Origin of the sequence: Bradyrhizobium sp. SZCCHNRI20481, assembly GCF_032485055.1 — a bacterium.
Lineage (GTDB): Bacteria > Pseudomonadota > Alphaproteobacteria > Rhizobiales > Xanthobacteraceae > Bradyrhizobium.
Genome location: NZ_JAUEUE010000009.1, coordinates 140,676 through 157,147 on the forward strand (window position 1 = coordinate 140,676; position 16,472 = coordinate 157,147).

The following is a 16,472-nucleotide window of genomic DNA, read 5'->3' on the forward strand; positions in this document are numbered from 1 at the left end:
ATCCCGTCTCGACGTGACGCCGCCTGTCGGGCGTTGCCAGGCGAACACCTCTCTTCGGCGCAGCGTCGCATCTGCGCCATCCCTCAAGGCCGTTTTGCGGTCATCGAACAGCGCCGCGTTGGAGAATTTGAATGCTGCAACCGTTGAAGAATGCGCTCGCCACCTCGCTGCCGCCGGACGCGCTGTATTGGATGCGCTCGGTCAAACGGGCGATCATGTTCGAGCCGCCGCTGCCCTGGCCCTACGGGAACGGCAGCAGCGCCACCGTACAGGACAGGCCTCCGGCCGTGGCAATCGCAGCCCCGTCCGCCGACACGGTCGATGACGGACGCATCATCCAGGACATCGCGCTGGAGAAATACAGCGCGCGGCAGCTTCCCTCGCCCGGCGCATATTACAGCTATGCCGACGTGCTGATCCTGCCGGCACAGGAGATCGCCAAGACGCTCACCCTGTGCGTCCAATACATCAACAGCGCCCATGTGAACGGCGATATCGCCGAGTTCGGCACGATGGGCGGCTTCAGCGCCCGCGCGATCGCCACGTCGATGGTGTTCGACCTGCAGCGCCAGCCGCTCGGCAAGAGCGCGTCCGGAGAAAACCCGTTCCGTATTCTACGCCTGTTCGACAGCTTCGAGGGCCTGCCCGAGATCACCTCGCCGGTCGACCAGGTCGCTCCGCACGTCATCTCCGGCGCGTGGGCCAAGGGCGGCTGCAAGGTGCTGGCCGCGCCGCAGCTGCGCGCCGTGATCGGCAAGATCATTCCGCCGCACCGCTTTCAGCTCTACGAAGGCTGGTTCGCCGACACCGTGAAGACGTTGCCGCCCGAGACGCGGTTTGCGATGATCCATTTCGACGGCGACCTCTACCAGTCGACCATGGATGCGCTCGTCCCCTTGTTCGAGCGTGGCATGATCTCGACCGGCGCCGTCATCTGCTTCGACGACTGGAACGCCAATCGTGCCATTCCGACCACGGGCGAACGGCAGGCCTGGAAGGAGCTGGTCGAGATGTTCGCGATCGAGGCCTCCAACGGCGGCGACTATTCGGTCGGCGGCACCCGCTTCATCATCCACGCCTATCGCGGCGTCCCGGCTGATCCGGAGTAATGCGGCTCACGGCGACGGCCGCCGGGCCGGGCCAAGCAGGCTGTTGATGGTGTGGCGCGCCAGGAAGACGGCACCGGGCACCGTGAGGTGCCCGGGATCGAATGCCGTCAATTGCGAGCCGTCCGGACCGATCCGGCTGAGACAGCCTTCGTCGTTGCAGAACACGTCGCGCACGGAGATATAATCGATGCCGAGCTCACGGGTCAGCTCGCGAAACAGCGCGTCGCGGCCGCGCGTCCATTCGTCGTTGGAGCGGAACAGGGTCCGCTCCGGCAACACCATTCCGGTCTGCCGGTAGTAGTCGAGCACGTTGTGCGACAGGCCGACGCCCTGCCAGCTCGGCGGCGGTCCCATCAGCACGATCTTCGCAATGCCGTTGGCCCTGAGCAGCGCGACCGTGCGCGGCAGGTCCTCGCGCAGCACGGACTCGGCGTGGCCCCAGGTCGCGTCGAGGATGACGACGTCCGGCCGGAGACGGCCGATCCGCAACACGACGTCGTCGTTGATGCTCTTGCAGAACGGCCGGGCCTCCAAGGTGTAGCCGATCAGCGGTGGGCAGGCGGAGGCCGTATATTGCGCGACGTCATAGCCGCGCTCCGTCGACAGATGCAGCAGCCCCGGATAGAGCGCCGCGCCGTAGGAATCGCCCCAGATCAGCAGCAGCGGCCGGCGTCCCTGCCCGGCGCAGTCGGCGCCGAATGCGGAGGCAGGCTGCAGGAGCAGCAGGCAGCGGCCACGGCGCCAATGCGAATTGGTCTCGCTGCCCGACAGCATGAAGCCCCTGATCTCCGGCGCGAACCGGACCGGCAGGCCGCGCGTGCTCGTCGCCGCGACGCCGATCGGGATCATCGCCGCCATCACGGCCAGCAAAGACCACGCCCGCCACGCGACGGGCGCGGCTCCGAACCTGATCGGCAGTTCGATGAAGCGATAGGTGAGGAAGGCCAGCACGACGCTCAGCCCGAGCACCGCGAGCAGGATCCACGCCGGAGCCGCTCCGCCGAACTGCAGCTTGGTGAAGGCGATCAGCGGAAAGTGCCAGAGATAGAGCGGGTAGCTGATCAGGCCGACGAACACCAGCGCGGGCCACGCCAACATCCGCTGAACCAGCGTGCCGCCGGCCGCAATCAGGGCCATGGTCGCCAGCACGGGGACGATGGTGCGAATGCCGGGCCATGGCGAGGCTGCGCTGAACGCGAAGAAGGCGACGGCGAGGCCCGCCACACCAACAGCCGCTAGCATGCTGCTGGTGGTCGGACCGATCGGGCGATCGGCACGCTGCCGCAGCCACACCGCCAGGAGCGAGCCTGCCAGCAGCTCCCAGCCCCGCGTGGTCGGCGAATAGAATGCCCACGCCGCCTCCCTTGCAGGGGTCGACAGGCAGACCACCAGCGACCCGAGCCCGAGCGCGGCCACCATGGCCGCCTTCCGTGACGGCCATCGGGAGATCAGCACGAACATCGCGGGCCAGACGATGTAGTACTGCTCCTCGATGCCGAGCGACCACAGGTGCAGTAGCGGGAGGCGCTCCGCACCGGGATCGAAATAGCCCACGATCTGCTCGTGCAGCATGAAGTTCTCGATGAAGGCGGCGGCGCCCTTGATGTTGGACCCGAGCGCTTCCATCTCGGCGACCGGGAATACGAACCAGGCGATCACGAACGTCGCCAGCACCACGGTGATGAGAGCCGGGAAGATCCGGAGGATGCGGCGGGCGTAGAAGGTCGCGAAACTGAAGCTCTTGTCCGCGCACTGCCGATCGATGATGCCCGTGATCAGATAGCCGGAGATCACGAAGAACACGTCGACGCCGGCAAAACCGCCGGGCAGCAGCCGCGGGAAGGTATGAAAGACGAGCACGGCGACGACGGCGATCGCGCGCAGGCCGTCGATGTCGGGACGATAGAGCAGCGCGTGCGCCCGGCTGATCGGCCGCTCATGGCGATCCGCTGCGGCCGCATGATCAAGGCTTTCGGTGATCGCCATTCTCACGCATTCCCTGAAACGCTCGCGTCTTTTCCAGAGCGCCGACGAGGTCGCGGGTGAAATCAGCCGCGCCCCTGGCGTCGAGATGGCCGCCGCCATCCCAGCTCGAATAGTCGGTCCGCGCCGGCAGCGCCGTCTCGACGCCGATCGCAGCCGCGATCTCACGAACCTGGGTCAGGCAGCCGTGAAAATTAGGAACGAAAGTCAAGACCACGGGCGCGCCGAGCGACTGCACGAGGTCACGCGCATTGGCGATCACTTCGGGCGTGGTGTGACAGTCGGGATCGCGCGTCATCTTCACGCCCGGATTGCCTTCGGCGAGAAAGCGGGGAAACGTGCTCATGTCGGCCGCGCCCGTGCGATCATCGCGGTCGAAGCGCGGCAGCGGTCCGGACCGCGGACCGGCGAGAGCCTGACGCCATGGCCGCGTCACGTCCTCGAACCGCCAGCGCAGATTGCGCCGGATGACCTCGTAGGTCGCGCCGAAACGGCTGAGCTTCGTGCTCGGGATCGGACGGACGTCGGCGCCGAACGCGCGTGTGAGGTTGCGGTGGAAGAAGTTGCCGCCGCCTCCGCCATCGTCGGCGTTCAAAATCCACAGCCGCGGGCGGATGTGATGCTTCAGCGCGATCTGCCGCGCGAATTCGCCGCTGGCAACGCCGACGAACGCCATGTTGTAGAACTTGAGGCCATAGGGGTGCTCGAGGCGCTCGCGCATGACGGTCTCGTCGACCGCAAACGACACCAGAGACGAGCCGAGGATGATGACATCGGCCTGGCGGGCGTTGTCGATCGAGCGGCCGATGCCATGGTAGAACAGATCCTGGTCCTGGATCTCGGTGACGCTGTCGCCGCCGAAATTGCGGTACCATGACCGATCCCCGGCCCTGCTGATCGCGCTGAAATGGTCGCCGCCCTGCGCAGCCAGCCACAGGCTGACACCGCCCAGCATCGCTGCCGTCATCCCGAGCAGGCCGGCGAGATAGCGCCCTGCCCGGCCGAGGCCGTCCCCGGCCTCATGCCCGGCCCAACCGATCTGCTCTGTCCGACGATCCATGGCGGCCCCGGGGCGGACGACGCGGCTATTTGTCGAAGCCAGGCAACGCCTCCAGCGCCTGTCTGGCAATGAAGACGGAGCCGGGATAGGTCAAATGGCCGCTGTCATACGCGGTCAGGTCGGATCCGTCCGCGCCGATCCGGGCGAGACATCCGTCGTCGTTGCACATCATGCGGCGCGCCGAGATGTATTGAATGCCCACGCGCTGCGCGTGCGCCTCCAGGAACTCGTCGAGCGCCCGCGTCCAGTTGTCGTTGGAGCGGAACTTGGTGCGCTCCGGCAACAGCGAATGCGTCCGGAAATAATAGTCGAGCATGTTCGCGGGCAGGCTTTCGCCGAGCCAAGTCGCCGGCGGCCCGAGCAGGACGATCTTCGGAACATTGAGCTCCTTCAAGGCGGCAACCGTTCTATCCAGCCCATTGCGCAGGTCGTCCGGACCATAGCTCCAGGTCGAATAGAACAGGACCAGATCCGGCTTCAGCTCGGCGACCTTCTGGATGACGAAGTCGTTCGCGCCCTTGCAGAACCGCCGTTCCGGATGGACGAAACCGAGCAGTGGCGGACAGGCGGAGGCGGTGAATTCTGCGACCTCGAATCCCCGCTCGGCACCGAAATGAGCAAGTCCCGGATAGAGCGATGCCGCATAGGAGTCGCCCCAGACCAAAATGAGCGGATGGCGGCCGGTGCCCGCGCATTCCGGAGAGAATTCGGACGCGCTCTGATCCGGCTTCAGCAGGCATTTGTCGGCCCGCCAGAAGCGGGCAGTCTCGCTGCCGTCCAGCATGAAGCCGCGAAGCTCGGCGGGAATGCGCGCCGGCAGGCCATTGGTACGGTCGGCGACCACACCGACGATGCCCAGCGCGACCATGCCGCCGAGCAGTCCACCGACCTTGAGCGGCACCAGGCGTCGGCCGAAGCGGATCGGCCGCTCGATGAGGCGGTAGGTGGCCCAGGCCAGCACCATGCTGGCCACGATGATCGCGACCATGACCCACACCGGCACCGCATCGATGAACTGGATGCGCGCATAGGCCATCAGCGGGTAGTGCCAGAGATAGAGCGGATAGCTGATCAGGCCGACGAAGACGGCCGGTGTCGACGACAGTACATAGCGATGCACCAGCGTGCCGCTGGTCGCGATCAGGGCGGCTGCGCCCAGCACGGGCAGCAACGTGTGAACGCCCGGATGCGGGGTGAGGCGACCGTAGCGCCAGAACGCGACCACGATCGCGAGCAGCGCGGCCAGCGCGATGAGCTCGCGGACGTACGGGACGTCGATCAGCGGCTGCGGACGAGCCTCCGCACTGCGGCCATTGACCCAGAGCGCCAGGGCCGAGCCGACCAGCAATTCCCAAGCCCGCGTCACCGGCAGATAGAACGCATACTCTGGCGCGCGCGGCTGCACGATCAGGCACGCAACGAACGACGCCGCCGCCAGCGCAACCGTGATCGCGAGGCTCCTGCGCCGCCATGAGCCGATCAGCATCAGAAGCAGCGGCCAGACGATGTAGTATTGCTCCTCGATCGCCAGCGACCACAGATGCAGCAACGGCTTCTTCTCGGCGGCAAGATCGAAATAGCCGACCTGCCCGAGCAGGATGAAGTTCTGGATGAAGACGGCACCGCCGGCGATGTTGGTGCCGAGCGATTTCAGCTCGCGCGGCGGCAGCACGAACCAGGCGATCAGGAAGGTGACCAGCACCACCGTGATCAGCGCCGGAAAGATGCGGCGGATCCGGCGAGCATAGAAATCGGCGATGCTGAACGTCTTCGACAGCATCTGCTTGTGGATGATTCCGGTGATCAGATAACCGGAAATGACGAAGAAGATGTCGACGCCGTAGAAGCCGCCGGGCACGGCTGAGGGAAACGCGTGGTAGAGGAGAACCGGCAGCACGGCCACGGCGCGCAGACCGTCGATCTCCTCGCGGTAGCCGAGCGGGGTGGCGCGGGCTTCTTCCAGGGACATGTTCGGTTGTGCAAAGTTCATCGGACCGGTTCGTTTCAGGAGCGATCGAGCAGCGACGCCGCATATTTGTCCAGGAAATAGCGGGACGGTCGCGAGTTGCCGAAGAATCCCTGGATGTTCACACATTTTTCCCAGGCATCGTCGACCGGCGGGATGACGGGCGGCGCCCCGGAGGACAGATCCAGCACCTCCCGGGTCGTCTCCAGGATCTCGTCGGCCGAGCTCTCGCCGACGGTGAGGCCGGCAGCCTTGACCGTCTCATAGGTCGGAAACGTCCAGCGCCACGTCTCGGAGGTGACGTCGCTCAATGACAGCATGCGTCCCTCGCGCGTATGCACGGGCTTGAGCGAGAAGCGCGTGTCCTTCGACCACAGCAGGCCGACGGAGCTCAAGGCGTTCACCATGGCGGTCGGAATGCCGAAGCTGCTCGCGACATAGGCAAAACCCGAGGTCGTGCCGATGAACATGCGGGCGCGGCGCATCAGGTGGATGTCCATCTCCGCCACCTGATCCTCGTTTCTCGCGTAGTCGACCACGCGCGGCATGTCCGGCAGCGGCGGCGCCTTGCGTCCGCCCATGCGGATCACCCAACCGCCCTGCTGGGTGATGTAGCGGACGGTCTCGAGATAGTTGCCGATGGTGGCACTGCGGATCGACTCGCCCGTGCCGAGGGTCTCGCCGCGCGCCTCGGCGTCGCGCATGTGCAGGCACACGAACCAATCGCCGGGTGCAAGCCCCCATTTCCGACGCAGCGCCTGGTACAGCACCTCGGTCCTGTCGTCCGCCTGCATGCGCGCGTCATAGATGTCGCGCAAAGGAAACCCCTTGCCTTCGCGCTCCCACTGCTGGAGAGCCATCGCGCCTGCATCGTTCCAATACATCGTCCGGCCGTCCTCGAACTGGAAGGCCTGATGCGAGTCACCGAGGAAAGGCGTCAGGCTGGCGAGCTCGTACCAGACACCGGGAGAAACGTTCTCGCCCAGGGTGAGCGTTGGACAGATCTCGGAAAACAGCGAAAGGAAAGGCTTGTTGGCGATCCGATCCTTGTAGGCGAGCAGGAGCGGCTGTCCTTTCCACCACCCCATGCTCCGCATCATCAGGTGCACGTTCAGATGACCATTGTGACCGATCAGCGCGCTCCAATCGGGTGAGAGCAATCTGACATCGCCGAGCTCGGCACCGACCCCATCGAGCACACGCTTCAGCTCGGCAGACGGCTTCGGAAGATGACGGCGAAGGCGACGTTGCGTGTCCAGACCGCGTCTGTAAACGAGAGGGACCTTATCTCCTTCACCGTTGTGGTAAGTCCTGAGCAGGAGTTCGCGATAAGCATAGAACAAGTAGATGTCGAGACAGACCCCGCGATCAGGCAGATGCGCGGGGAGGCTTTCCCAGTACTGCCCGGACTCATCCAGCTCTCGAAGGACACCCGTCGAATCGACGAGACCGAGTTCCTGCATCAGGCGCGCGATCACCTCGCGGTCGCGGAAGAAATAAGGAATGAACTGCTCGGCCGGAACGTCCCTCGGAACGTGATCGAACTCGACACGCCCGCGAAAAGCCCGTTCTTCATATTGAAAGTTGCGATGCTCCAACATCAGCCGGACGAAGGTCCGCATCGCTGGCGACCGCTCGGCAGCCTGCTGCCAGTCAAGATAATGGATCTGCGTCAGCATATCCATCGAGTATCCGTCACCGACGACACCTGTTCCGTGCAAGGCGAGCTCGGCAATCGGGTGCTCGCCATCCCACTTCAACCGGCGGAACAACGGCAGCGCTTCTTTCCGGTACCCGGCGAGTAGAAGATAGAATGCCACCTCGTTCGGGTAGCGCTCCCAAACAGAGCTGTTGAAGATCCAGGGCAAGTACCGGCCCAGGAAGGGACCGCAGAAAAAGACGAAGTGGCGGTCCAGGCCCGGATGCCGGAAGAAGTGGCGGAATTGTACCGTCAGCCAAAACCTCGCCCTGAACGGCAACACCGTGAATGCCAGATTGCGCAGAAAATGCCGACCCGGAAGCCGCGCGAGAAGGCGCAATAGAGGATAATGCCGTCCGAATGCACGTTCCGCGAGCGTCAGGTCGCGGACCGGAGAGCTGCCGACGGGCGGGCCCTCGGTCGAAATGGTGTCGAGCGGCAAACCGCACCTCCGGCGCAACCTCGGAAACAGCAGGCAACGATTACTGTGAAGGCCCCACCCGATCAACCCGAATCCGGCGGAAGGAGCCGCCGCGCCCGCCTTCGAGATCCGCCTTCGGGGACATAAGCCGCACGTTGTGCCTAGTGATGCCTGCATCGGAGACAGCGTGAATTCGCCTCCTTCGCTTGTGGTGAGACCGTCAGAATTGCGGCGCGCCCGGGTTCAATCGGGCGAAGCACTGCCGCCGGACTTGCCGACGCCCCAGGGGCCCCGGACCCGCTCTCGCGAGCCCAACAGCCATCCGAACGGCCCCGTCGGAGAGCTGCCATCGTCGTTGGCAGCGGTCCGTTCAAATCCCCCTCTCCTGACAGGCGGCGAGTGCTTGGACTGGCGGCCAACCGACTCGCGCTCTATGCTCCTGCCACGCCTGGGCGCAATCCCTGTCTGGTCTGGAAAGCTGGCAGGCCCGTTTCAATGCCGGGCGGTTGGGCTGCAGAAGCAGTGCGCCGGAGAAACCTTCGATATCGTCATGGGGCCTTGGAAATGTTCTTCGAGTCCGTTCACTCAGATCCAGCCGGGCATCCCGCGCCACGTCAACGCAGTCGGGTACAAGCGCTGAAGTCGAACCTCGCCGGACGTGCCGCGAGAGCGATCGGCTGGCTTCTGAATGCAGCCGGCCAGGAACGGGCGGAATCTTTGAAGGACCTGATCTTCGCCCTGTTGACCTTCAAACAGGCCTTCATGGTGGCGCTCGTCTTCCACCGCTATGCACACCGGAACGAGTTTGACCGGCAGTTTCGCTATTTCTGCGGTCCCGACATCGAAAAGGAGATGCAATGGGTGCTCGCCCGCGGCCACTCGGGTCAGTACGGCAACGAGCTGATCCTCTTCCTTCTGATGTGCGAGAAGGAGAAGCGCGTTCTGGAGCTGTTTCCCAGAATCGACTGGGACCGGGTCGATGACGAGTTCATGGAGGCGATCGGCAAACTGACGAAAAAGCTGACGTCCGGCTACTTCATGGAGCTGCTGGCGCAGGCCCACACCATCAATTGGACCGCACTTCGTCCGCAAGACCTGCGCCGGTTTGCCGAGCTGATCAAGATCATGCTGGAGCACCGGAACTTTCGTTTCGAGCAGACGTCCTTCGAAGGACGGCAATACGATGCGCGCCGAGACGGCGACCCCGAGCTGTTCGAAGCCCCGCTCGACCGCTACGTTCCCAACTTCTTCTGCGACAAGGAGCTGATCGAGACCCTCGTCACTCAGCTCGGTCTCCCCCGGCACGACGATATCCTCGCCGCACGCGAGGACCGCGGCCAATACTGGGAGCGCTTTCCCGCCGACCATCCGCAGCGCAAGGTGTTGTCGGAGATCAACCTGTTCTACGCCTATCGCCACCTTCTGCTGACGACATATCACAGCGGCGAGGGCTTCCATGTCCCGCAGGTCTACACCAAGCTGACGGAGACACAGAAGCGGTTGCGCCGTCATCTTCCCGCGCCAAGCCCCGAGCTCAAGGCCCTTCTCAAGAAGCTCGACACCGATCTGTCGGACGTCAGGCTGCTCTCTCCGGACTGGAGCGCGTTGATCGGGCATAACGGCCATCTCAACGTTCATCTGATGATGCGCGAGATGGAGTGGTGGCAGGGCCAGCCGCTGCTCCTGGCCTACAAGGACCGGATCGCCAACAAGCCGTTTCTGTCGCTGTTCTCCGAGATCTGTCCGACGCTCACCTTGGGCGAGAACGTCAGCGCCGGACTATGGCACGAACTCGCCAGCCTCACCCCGTTCATCGGGGATTCCCACCAGGCATTCCGCTTCGAGGACGGACGCGCGGTGTACTGGAACGATGCGGGCTCACTCGCGCTCAAGCAATGGGAAAGCCGGCAACGAAGCTTTCCGCTGCGCGACATCTACGACCGCCGACTGCTTGCCGACAACCGCGTCGAGCAGACGTACCAGGACTACCGGCGCAGGTGGGGCATGGCAGACGGCGACTGGTTCGTCTGCCTGCACGTGCGCGACGCCCAGACCCGGAATGATACCGAAGGCGTCGGTGAATCCATCCGCAACGCGTCGCTCGCGAGCTATCTCGATGCGGTCCGCCACATCACCGAATGCGGCGGATGGGTTGTCCGGATGGGCGGTCGCAAGGTGCCGCCGTTCCCGCAAATGGAACGGGTGGTGGACTATGCCCGCAGCGACGATGCGTTTCCGGAGATGGACATTCACTTGATGCGCCGTGCCCGCATGTTCATCGGCACGACCTCCGGCTTTGCCTATGTGGCAAGCAGCTTCGGCATCCCCACCGCGATGGTGAATGCATTGAGCTCGATCGGCCTGCTGTGGTCGACGGACACCCGCTTTGCGCTCAAGCCCGTGCACAGGGCGGACGGCCAGATGCTTTCGCTGAGCGAATGGACCTCAGAAGAGTATCGCTGGGCTTACCCGACCCATGAATCCATGGCGCGTGCCAAACTCGTCGTGAGCGAGAGCAGCTCCGACGAAATCCTTGAAGCCGTGCGCGAGGTGCTCGAAATCTCCGATCCCCGGCGGAAAGGACCCGCCCCCGGCGTGGACGGCAAATGGGAGCGTCACGTCCAGGTGCCGGGCTTCTTCGGCAGTTCGCGGCCGAGCCGGTATTTCCTCGAGAAATACGCTCAGGACCTGCTGAGAGAACCGTGAGGACAGCGCAACGCATCGAGCGATGCCGCCTGGACCAGGCGCGCACCTGAGGACGTCGGCCGCGAAGAGTTGGGCCGTGCTGTCGGACTAGCGTTGTCGTGCCATGGCGGCCTCGGGGAGGCTCTTCCGCAGCGGAGCCGGTCCAGGCACCAAGAATGCACTTTCGTACTTCGCGAGATAGTGGGCACTGATCGTGCCGCCGCCGTAATAGTGAGGCAGCAGAAGCTGCTCCCTCCAGAGCGACAGGAGTTGCTGCGAGGCGGTGTTGGCCGCATGCCCGCAAGCGAGATCGACGACCTCTTCGACGACCGCGAGGATTTCGTCTGACGTGTTGTTCAACGGCTGCGCTCCGTTGCGGCTGAGAACGCAGGCGTCGAACAAGCGCCAGCGCCAGGGGGGCGAGGTGAGTTGAGTCTGGGTCAGCATCCTTCCGTCGGCGAGACGCACCGGCTTCAGCGCAAACCGAACAGCGCTGTTCCACAATTGTGGATCCGTGGTGATGCAATTCACGAGGGCACTTGGAATGCCGAAGCTGATCGCGACATTCGTCAATCCTGAAGTCGTGCCAATGAAGGCTTTGGCATTCCGGATGAGGCAGATGTCCATCAGTTCGGATCTGAACCCGCTCTGAGCATAATCGATTGCACGGTCGAGCGGCGGAAGTCCGGGTGAATTTGGACCACCGAGCTTGATCACCCAGCCGCCCCTGCGGGTGACCGCGTGGATCGCATCGAGGTAGGTCTCGATCGGCGCATTGCGATGGGTCTGGCCGGTGCCGTCGACCTCGGAATAATGGGAACCGTCGCGGGTGTGCAGGCACACGTACCAGTCGTCCGGCTTCATGCCCCAGGATTCGCGCATCCGCCGATAGTCGTCCTGCAATTTCGGCGCCGCCTCGTAGATGCGGTCATACTCGTCGCGCAAGGGATGCCCGCGGCCATCCCGCTCCCACTGTAGGATGGCAAGCGCCCCGGCTTCCTGCCACGGCACCACGTCGCCGTTCGGCAGTCGAAACACATTGAAGTTCATGCCGTACCAACGCTGCAGCGACAGCAGCTCTTCGCCGAGCGCGTGAGAGATGGTTTCCCCGATCACGACGATATCGGCGAACCTTTCGAACAGCCGAAGAAACGCCCTGTTCGCCACGCAGTTCGGTCGCACGACGATCAGCGGTCTTCCCGACCACCACCCCAGGTCGCGCATTCGGAACAGGATGTCCAGCATCCCGAGGTGACCGATCTGGGTCGTCCATTCCTCGGGAAGGACCCGCAATTGCTCCAGTGGAATTCCCAACCTGCGCAACAGGTGGCTGACCTCCGCTGATACGGCCGGCGACGCCTTGCCGAGCAGCTCCGACTGCGCCGCAAGCGCTCTCGTGAACAGACCGATGCCGACGTCGCCCGAGCCGACATGAGTCACGCGCTGGCCGGTGAAGTTGCAGAGATCGAACAGCCTGCCCGCGGAGCCGCAGGTGAAATCGAGGGGGTTGGGATGATAGTTCCGCGCCGGCCGCGACGCCATGTTCTGGTGAGGACGCATGTAGTCGGGAATGCCACGGCATGCGTCCGACATGCATTCGACGGCGCGGGCCTCGTTGCCTGCCATGATCTCGAGCATGCCCTTGAGAAAGGCGAGATGTATCTCCGATTCCGACCTTGCCCTCAGATCCAGCTGGGAGGCCAGCCGATAGGCCTTGTCGAACTCCCCGAGCTCGAAGAGCGCGCGAATCATCATGTTCGCCAGTTCCGGCGAGCGGGCTGCGAGTTGATCCTGGAGGACCAGATCATAGGCTTCCCAATCGGCCCCGATCCGAAGCAGCAGTTCCGCTGACAGCATTGGAAAGCACCGTCCGAGCAATCCCGAAAACCGCAGGTCCGGATCCTTCGCCAGCAGAGACGCGCAGTAGACCTGATAGGCTCTTTGCAGCAGGCGGCGATCGCGAAGGTCTCCGATCTCGAAGAAGGCGAGGATCAGGAAGGCCAGCCGCGGCGGCAGCAGGCGCAGCAGCTTGGCAGTCCCGACGATCAGGATGCGCGCCCATCGCTGCGGCCCCAGCAGAGACCGCTCTCCCCAACGGGCCGATTCGGCTGGCAGAGTCTCCAGTGCGTTGAACAGCTCAAGGAATCCGCGTCTGCGCACTGGGCTCTGCAGAACTAGCGGCTCCTTGAAGCGCTGCATCGGCTACCCCAAATCCGTCTTCGGCTCACGGCCAGGCCCCCGTTCTCGAACATCCAGACCGCCCTGCGGCAGACCAGGAGAAGGCTATGCCGTTTGTCGCCTGTCTCGAATTGGCTGTCGGCAATACACGCCGCATGCCTGTCGGGCTGTCAAGCCAACCCGCGACCAATGAGCGTGATGATCCCGTGAACCCACTCGGTGATCGGCAACAGCCCTGCCCTGTCGACAATCAGCAGAATTGTCGACCACAGAGCCAGCCGCTCGAGCACGAGCCGGCCGATCCCCAGCAAGATGAAGACGAAAGCCACAAATCCCGCAAGCAAGGCGTTGAGGAACCCTGCGCCGACTGCAAGAAGAACACAGAAGAGGACCGTGCTCACGCAGACGGTGCGCAAGATCGATCTTAAAACGAAAACCATATCCTTCACGCCGGCGCCCCCTCTTACCAACGTTAGATCTCATGCGGCGGAACAATAGCCGCCAAAGCCCCTGGTCATCATGTGTAGCATCTTCGCTGGAAGACTGCCCAGTCGCACAATCCCCGCTACTGTAGAACAAATATCTGCTGGCGTTCTTGACACTGATTCGTCGGTTGAACCGAGAAGGAGTGATGCGAGCGCTCAAAGAGCAATAGTAACGCGAAACATCACAAATGACGCGAGTTCCAGGGTCTGTGCCAAGCCGAACATTTTACGTTGTCATGTTCCCGATTACACTGCTATGGAGGTTGCCTCCAGATGGCAACATCCATAGCAGCCGGCGCGCTGGACGCAGCGGCGAGCCTGAGCGTGTCCATTGATCGAGCGATCCAGCCGAGCCATGTCCACCGGACCACGATCCGGCTGCCGATTGTGCGGTCAGCCGATCTCCATGCAGGCGCTCCCGCTTGGTGAGCTCCCGGTCTGCAACCGGTTCGCGCGTGAGAACCATGTCCAGCTTCGGATAACCCTCGACATCGTCGCGTGCGACACGTGTCAGCTCGTCCAACTCCGCGAGCCTCCGCCGCCAGACGTGCTTGTTCCCGAGGTGCCATGGATCCGCTACCGGGAGCCGGAAGGCCATCTCGACGCCCTGGTCGGAGAACTGCTGTCGTTGAAGCCGCGGGCCTGCACCGCCCTCGGCACCGGTCCGTTCGAGGGGCCCCTGCTGGGCAGATTGCAGGCCCGCGGGCTCACCGCGAGCGCCCTTGCGCTCGGTGCCGACGGCGCTCCGGGGCGCTATCCCTATCTGGAAACCTGGCAGGCCACCCTCCGTGCCGAACGGCTGGCTGCAGAAGCGGCGCAGCTTGGCACTTTCGACATTGTATCGTGCCGCTACATCCTCGAGCACACGCCGGAGCCGGTGCAGGCGCTGCAAGCACTCAAGGTTCTGCTAAATCCCGATGGCCTGCTGCTGATCGAGGTCCCCGACAGCAGCAAGTTCCTCGCGGTTCGCGACTACTGCTTCCTGTGGGAGGAGCACAGCTGCTACTTCGTCGAGGACACGCTGCGGCGTCTGGCTGAGGTGAGCGGCTATCGCGTTCTGGCCCTGCTTCGCTATCCGGGCGCCCTGGAAGATGCCCTGGTCGCCGTCCTCACCCCGGCCGATAGTCCCGCCCCGCCGGTCGCGCCTCGCGGACCTTCCAGCCTGTTCCAGGCCTATCGTGACAATTTCGCCGCCACCCGCGCGCAACTGCGCAGCAAGCTGATGGCCCTGGCCGGTCCCGACCGCGACCGGATCGCGCTGTTCGGCATCGGCCATCACGCCATCATGTTCGTCAACGCCTTCGGCCTGGCCGACCTGATCGCGGTGGCCGTCGACGATGACGCCGACAAGGCGGGCTTTTTCCCCCCCGGCCTCCATACGCCTGTGGTAGGCTCGCAACGGTTGCTGGATGACGAACGGATCAGGCTGTGCCTGTTCGCCGTGGCCCCCCATATCGAGGGCAAGGTGCGTGAAAAGCTTGCTCCGCTTGCCGCCAGGGGCGTGGAATTCCGCTCGATCTACGCCGCGCTCGACAATTCGATCATGAGGGATCACGCATGACGCTCGTCCAGAAATCCCCCGAGGTGTTCCTCGCCGAGGGCCCGATTGCGGCGGTCGGGCAATCCGAGATCAGCACCCTGAAGGCCGCGGTGAAGGCCAGCCCGAAGCGGCGGGCCCGGATCAACGCCCATCCGGACGGCGATGACACCCTGCATGAAATGATCATCGCGATCGATTCCAGCTCCTACATCCGGCCGCACAAGCACCCGGGCAAGAGCGAAGCGTTCCACATCATCGAGGGCGAGGTCGATATCGTGGTGTTCGACGACGACGGCCGGATCGAGCGCGTGGTCGAATTGGGGCCGCCGGGCGGAGCGCGGCCGTTCTACTACCGGATGTCGAACGCGTTCTTCCATACGTTGATCATCCGCAGCGACCTGCTGATCGTGCACGAGATCACCAACGGCCCGTTCCGCCCCGGCGCCAGCGTGTTCGCCGACTTCGCGCCGGAGGACAGCGACACCGCCGGGGCCGAGGCCTATCAGGCCGATCTCGTCCGGCGTGTCGCCGCACGGCAGGACGCCGCCGCATGACCAGCCATGCCGTCGTGGTCGGCGGCACCCGCGGCCTCGGCCGCGTGGTCGTCGAACGCTTCCTGGCGCGCGGTTGCGCCGTCAGCGTCGTGTCGCGGCAGCGCCCGGCCGATTTTCCCGATCAGCCCGGCTTGAAGCATTTTTCCGCCGATCTCGAGCGCAGCGAGAGCTTTGCCGGGCTCTGGGGTGAGATCGCCGAGGCCAGCGGCCCGGTCCGCTACCTCGTCCTGAGCCAACGCTTTCGCGGCCAGGGCGATCCCTGGGCCGGGGAAATCCAGGTCGGCCTGACCGCCTCGCGCGACCTGATCGAGGGCTTTTCCGGCCATTTCGCCGATGATGGCGACCGCGCCATCGGCGTGGTCAGCTCGGTCTATGCCGAATTCGTCGGCAGTTCGCAGCCGGTCGGCTACCACGTCGTGAAGGGTGGCCTCAATGCGATGGTCCGGCATTACGCCGCGACGCTCGGCCGGCGCGGCATCCGCGTGAACGCGATCATGCCGCTGACCTATCTGAAGCGCGAATCGCGCATCTTCTATGAGCAGAACGAGAAGCTGATGGAGACCTACCGGAAGCTGGTCCCGCTGGGCCGGCTCGGGACGGCCGAAGAATGCGCCGACGCCCTCGACTTCCTCTGCAGCCCGCGCGCTTCGTTCATCAATGGGCAGAGCCTGTTCCTGGATGGCGGAGTGTCCACAGTCTGGCAAGAAGAGGTCGCCAAGAGCTTCGCGGGCCTGTAAAACCCGCCGCAAACTCCTCTCCGGCCGACCATCCCGCCTGCGGGATCGCCAACCC

Annotated in this window: 11 protein-coding genes; 5 read left to right on the top strand and 6 right to left on the bottom strand. The window is 64.2% G+C overall.

Annotation, left to right across the window (positions count from 1 at the left end):
* The first annotated feature begins 131 nt into the window (after positions 1-131).
* The gene (locus tag QX132_RS16510) at positions 132-1,109 is read left to right on the top strand and encodes a TylF/MycF/NovP-related O-methyltransferase (RefSeq protein WP_316161970.1); all 978 of its coding nucleotides are present in this window, start codon (positions 132-134) and stop codon (positions 1,107-1,109) included.
* A 6-nt stretch (positions 1,110-1,115) separates the two neighbouring features.
* On the opposite strand, the gene QX132_RS16515 is transcribed toward QX132_RS16510, so the two are convergent.
* From QX132_RS16515 to QX132_RS16530, 4 genes are read right to left on the bottom strand one after another with little or no spacing between them, the layout of a single operon-like run.
* The gene (locus tag QX132_RS16515; protein ID WP_316161972.1) at positions 1,116-3,095 is read right to left on the bottom strand and encodes an acyltransferase family protein; all 1,980 of its coding nucleotides are present in this window, start codon (positions 3,093-3,095) and stop codon (positions 1,116-1,118) included.
* Positions 3,073-4,152: a hypothetical protein gene (locus tag QX132_RS16520; RefSeq protein ID WP_316161973.1), complete on the bottom strand. Its 1,080-nt coding sequence runs from the start codon at positions 4,150-4,152 to the stop codon at positions 3,073-3,075. The genes QX132_RS16515 and QX132_RS16520 overlap by 23 nt, the downstream gene beginning before the upstream one ends.
* Positions 4,153-4,177: 25 nt before the next feature.
* Positions 4,178-6,142 carry an acyltransferase family protein gene (locus QX132_RS16525; RefSeq protein ID WP_316161975.1) on the bottom strand — a complete coding sequence of 655 codons (1,965 nt, stop codon included), beginning with the start codon at positions 6,140-6,142 and terminating at the stop codon, positions 4,178-4,180.
* Positions 6,143-6,156: 14 nt separating this feature from the next.
* Positions 6,157-8,259: a TIGR04372 family glycosyltransferase gene (locus QX132_RS16530; RefSeq protein ID WP_316161977.1), complete on the bottom strand. Its 2,103-nt coding sequence runs from the start codon at positions 8,257-8,259 to the stop codon at positions 6,157-6,159.
* Between the two features lie 378 nt (positions 8,260-8,637).
* Between QX132_RS16530 and QX132_RS16535 the strand changes: the two genes are divergently transcribed.
* Positions 8,638-10,944, top strand: coding sequence for a TIGR04372 family glycosyltransferase (locus QX132_RS16535; RefSeq protein ID WP_316161979.1), 2,307 nt, complete (start codon positions 8,638-8,640; stop codon positions 10,942-10,944).
* A gap of 87 nt (positions 10,945-11,031) precedes the next feature.
* On the opposite strand, the gene QX132_RS16540 is transcribed toward QX132_RS16535, so the two are convergent.
* A complete protein-coding gene (locus QX132_RS16540) occupies positions 11,032-13,122 on the bottom strand; it encodes a TIGR04372 family glycosyltransferase (protein ID WP_316161981.1) in 2,091 nt (696 codons plus the stop codon).
* A gap of 149 nt (positions 13,123-13,271) precedes the next feature.
* Entirely contained in the window at positions 13,272-13,541 is a 270-nt protein-coding gene (locus QX132_RS16545) for a hypothetical protein (RefSeq protein WP_315777190.1), read from the bottom strand.
* Positions 13,542-13,941: 400 nt separating this feature from the next.
* Here QX132_RS16545 and QX132_RS16550 point away from each other — a divergent pair, with 400 nt between their 5' ends.
* The 3 genes from QX132_RS16550 to QX132_RS16560 are packed head-to-tail and all read left to right on the top strand — an operon-like array spanning position 13,942 to position 16,417.
* A complete protein-coding gene (locus tag QX132_RS16550; protein WP_316161982.1) occupies positions 13,942-15,147 on the top strand; it encodes a class I SAM-dependent methyltransferase in 1,206 nt (401 codons plus the stop codon).
* Positions 15,144-15,680: a WbuC family cupin fold metalloprotein gene (locus QX132_RS16555; protein ID WP_315738919.1), complete on the top strand. Its 537-nt coding sequence runs from the start codon at positions 15,144-15,146 to the stop codon at positions 15,678-15,680. Before QX132_RS16550 ends, QX132_RS16555 begins: the two co-directional genes overlap by 4 nt.
* Positions 15,677-16,417, top strand: coding sequence for an SDR family oxidoreductase (locus QX132_RS16560; RefSeq protein ID WP_315782733.1), 741 nt, complete (start codon positions 15,677-15,679; stop codon positions 16,415-16,417). Before QX132_RS16555 ends, QX132_RS16560 begins: the two co-directional genes overlap by 4 nt.
* The last annotated feature ends 55 nt before the right edge of the window (positions 16,418-16,472 follow it).

Coding starts and splice junctions, on each gene's coding strand:
- QX132_RS16510 (WP_316161970.1), top strand. CDS start 132: ATGCTGCAACCGTTGAAGAATGCGCTCGCCACCTCGCTGCCGCCGGAC.
- QX132_RS16515 (WP_316161972.1), bottom strand. CDS start 3,095: ATGGCGATCACCGAAAGCCTTGATCATGCGGCCGCAGCGGATCGCCAT.
- QX132_RS16520 (WP_316161973.1), bottom strand. CDS start 4,152: ATGGATCGTCGGACAGAGCAGATCGGTTGGGCCGGGCATGAGGCCGGG.
- QX132_RS16525 (WP_316161975.1), bottom strand. CDS start 6,142: ATGAACTTTGCACAACCGAACATGTCCCTGGAAGAAGCCCGCGCCACC.
- QX132_RS16540 (WP_316161981.1), bottom strand. CDS start 13,122: ATGCAGCGCTTCAAGGAGCCGCTAGTTCTGCAGAGCCCAGTGCGCAGA.
- QX132_RS16545 (WP_315777190.1), bottom strand. CDS start 13,541: ATGGTTTTCGTTTTAAGATCGATCTTGCGCACCGTCTGCGTGAGCACG.
- QX132_RS16550 (WP_316161982.1), top strand. CDS start 13,942: ATGTCCACCGGACCACGATCCGGCTGCCGATTGTGCGGTCAGCCGATC.
- QX132_RS16555 (WP_315738919.1), top strand. CDS start 15,144: ATGACGCTCGTCCAGAAATCCCCCGAGGTGTTCCTCGCCGAGGGCCCG.
- QX132_RS16560 (WP_315782733.1), top strand. CDS start 15,677: ATGACCAGCCATGCCGTCGTGGTCGGCGGCACCCGCGGCCTCGGCCGC.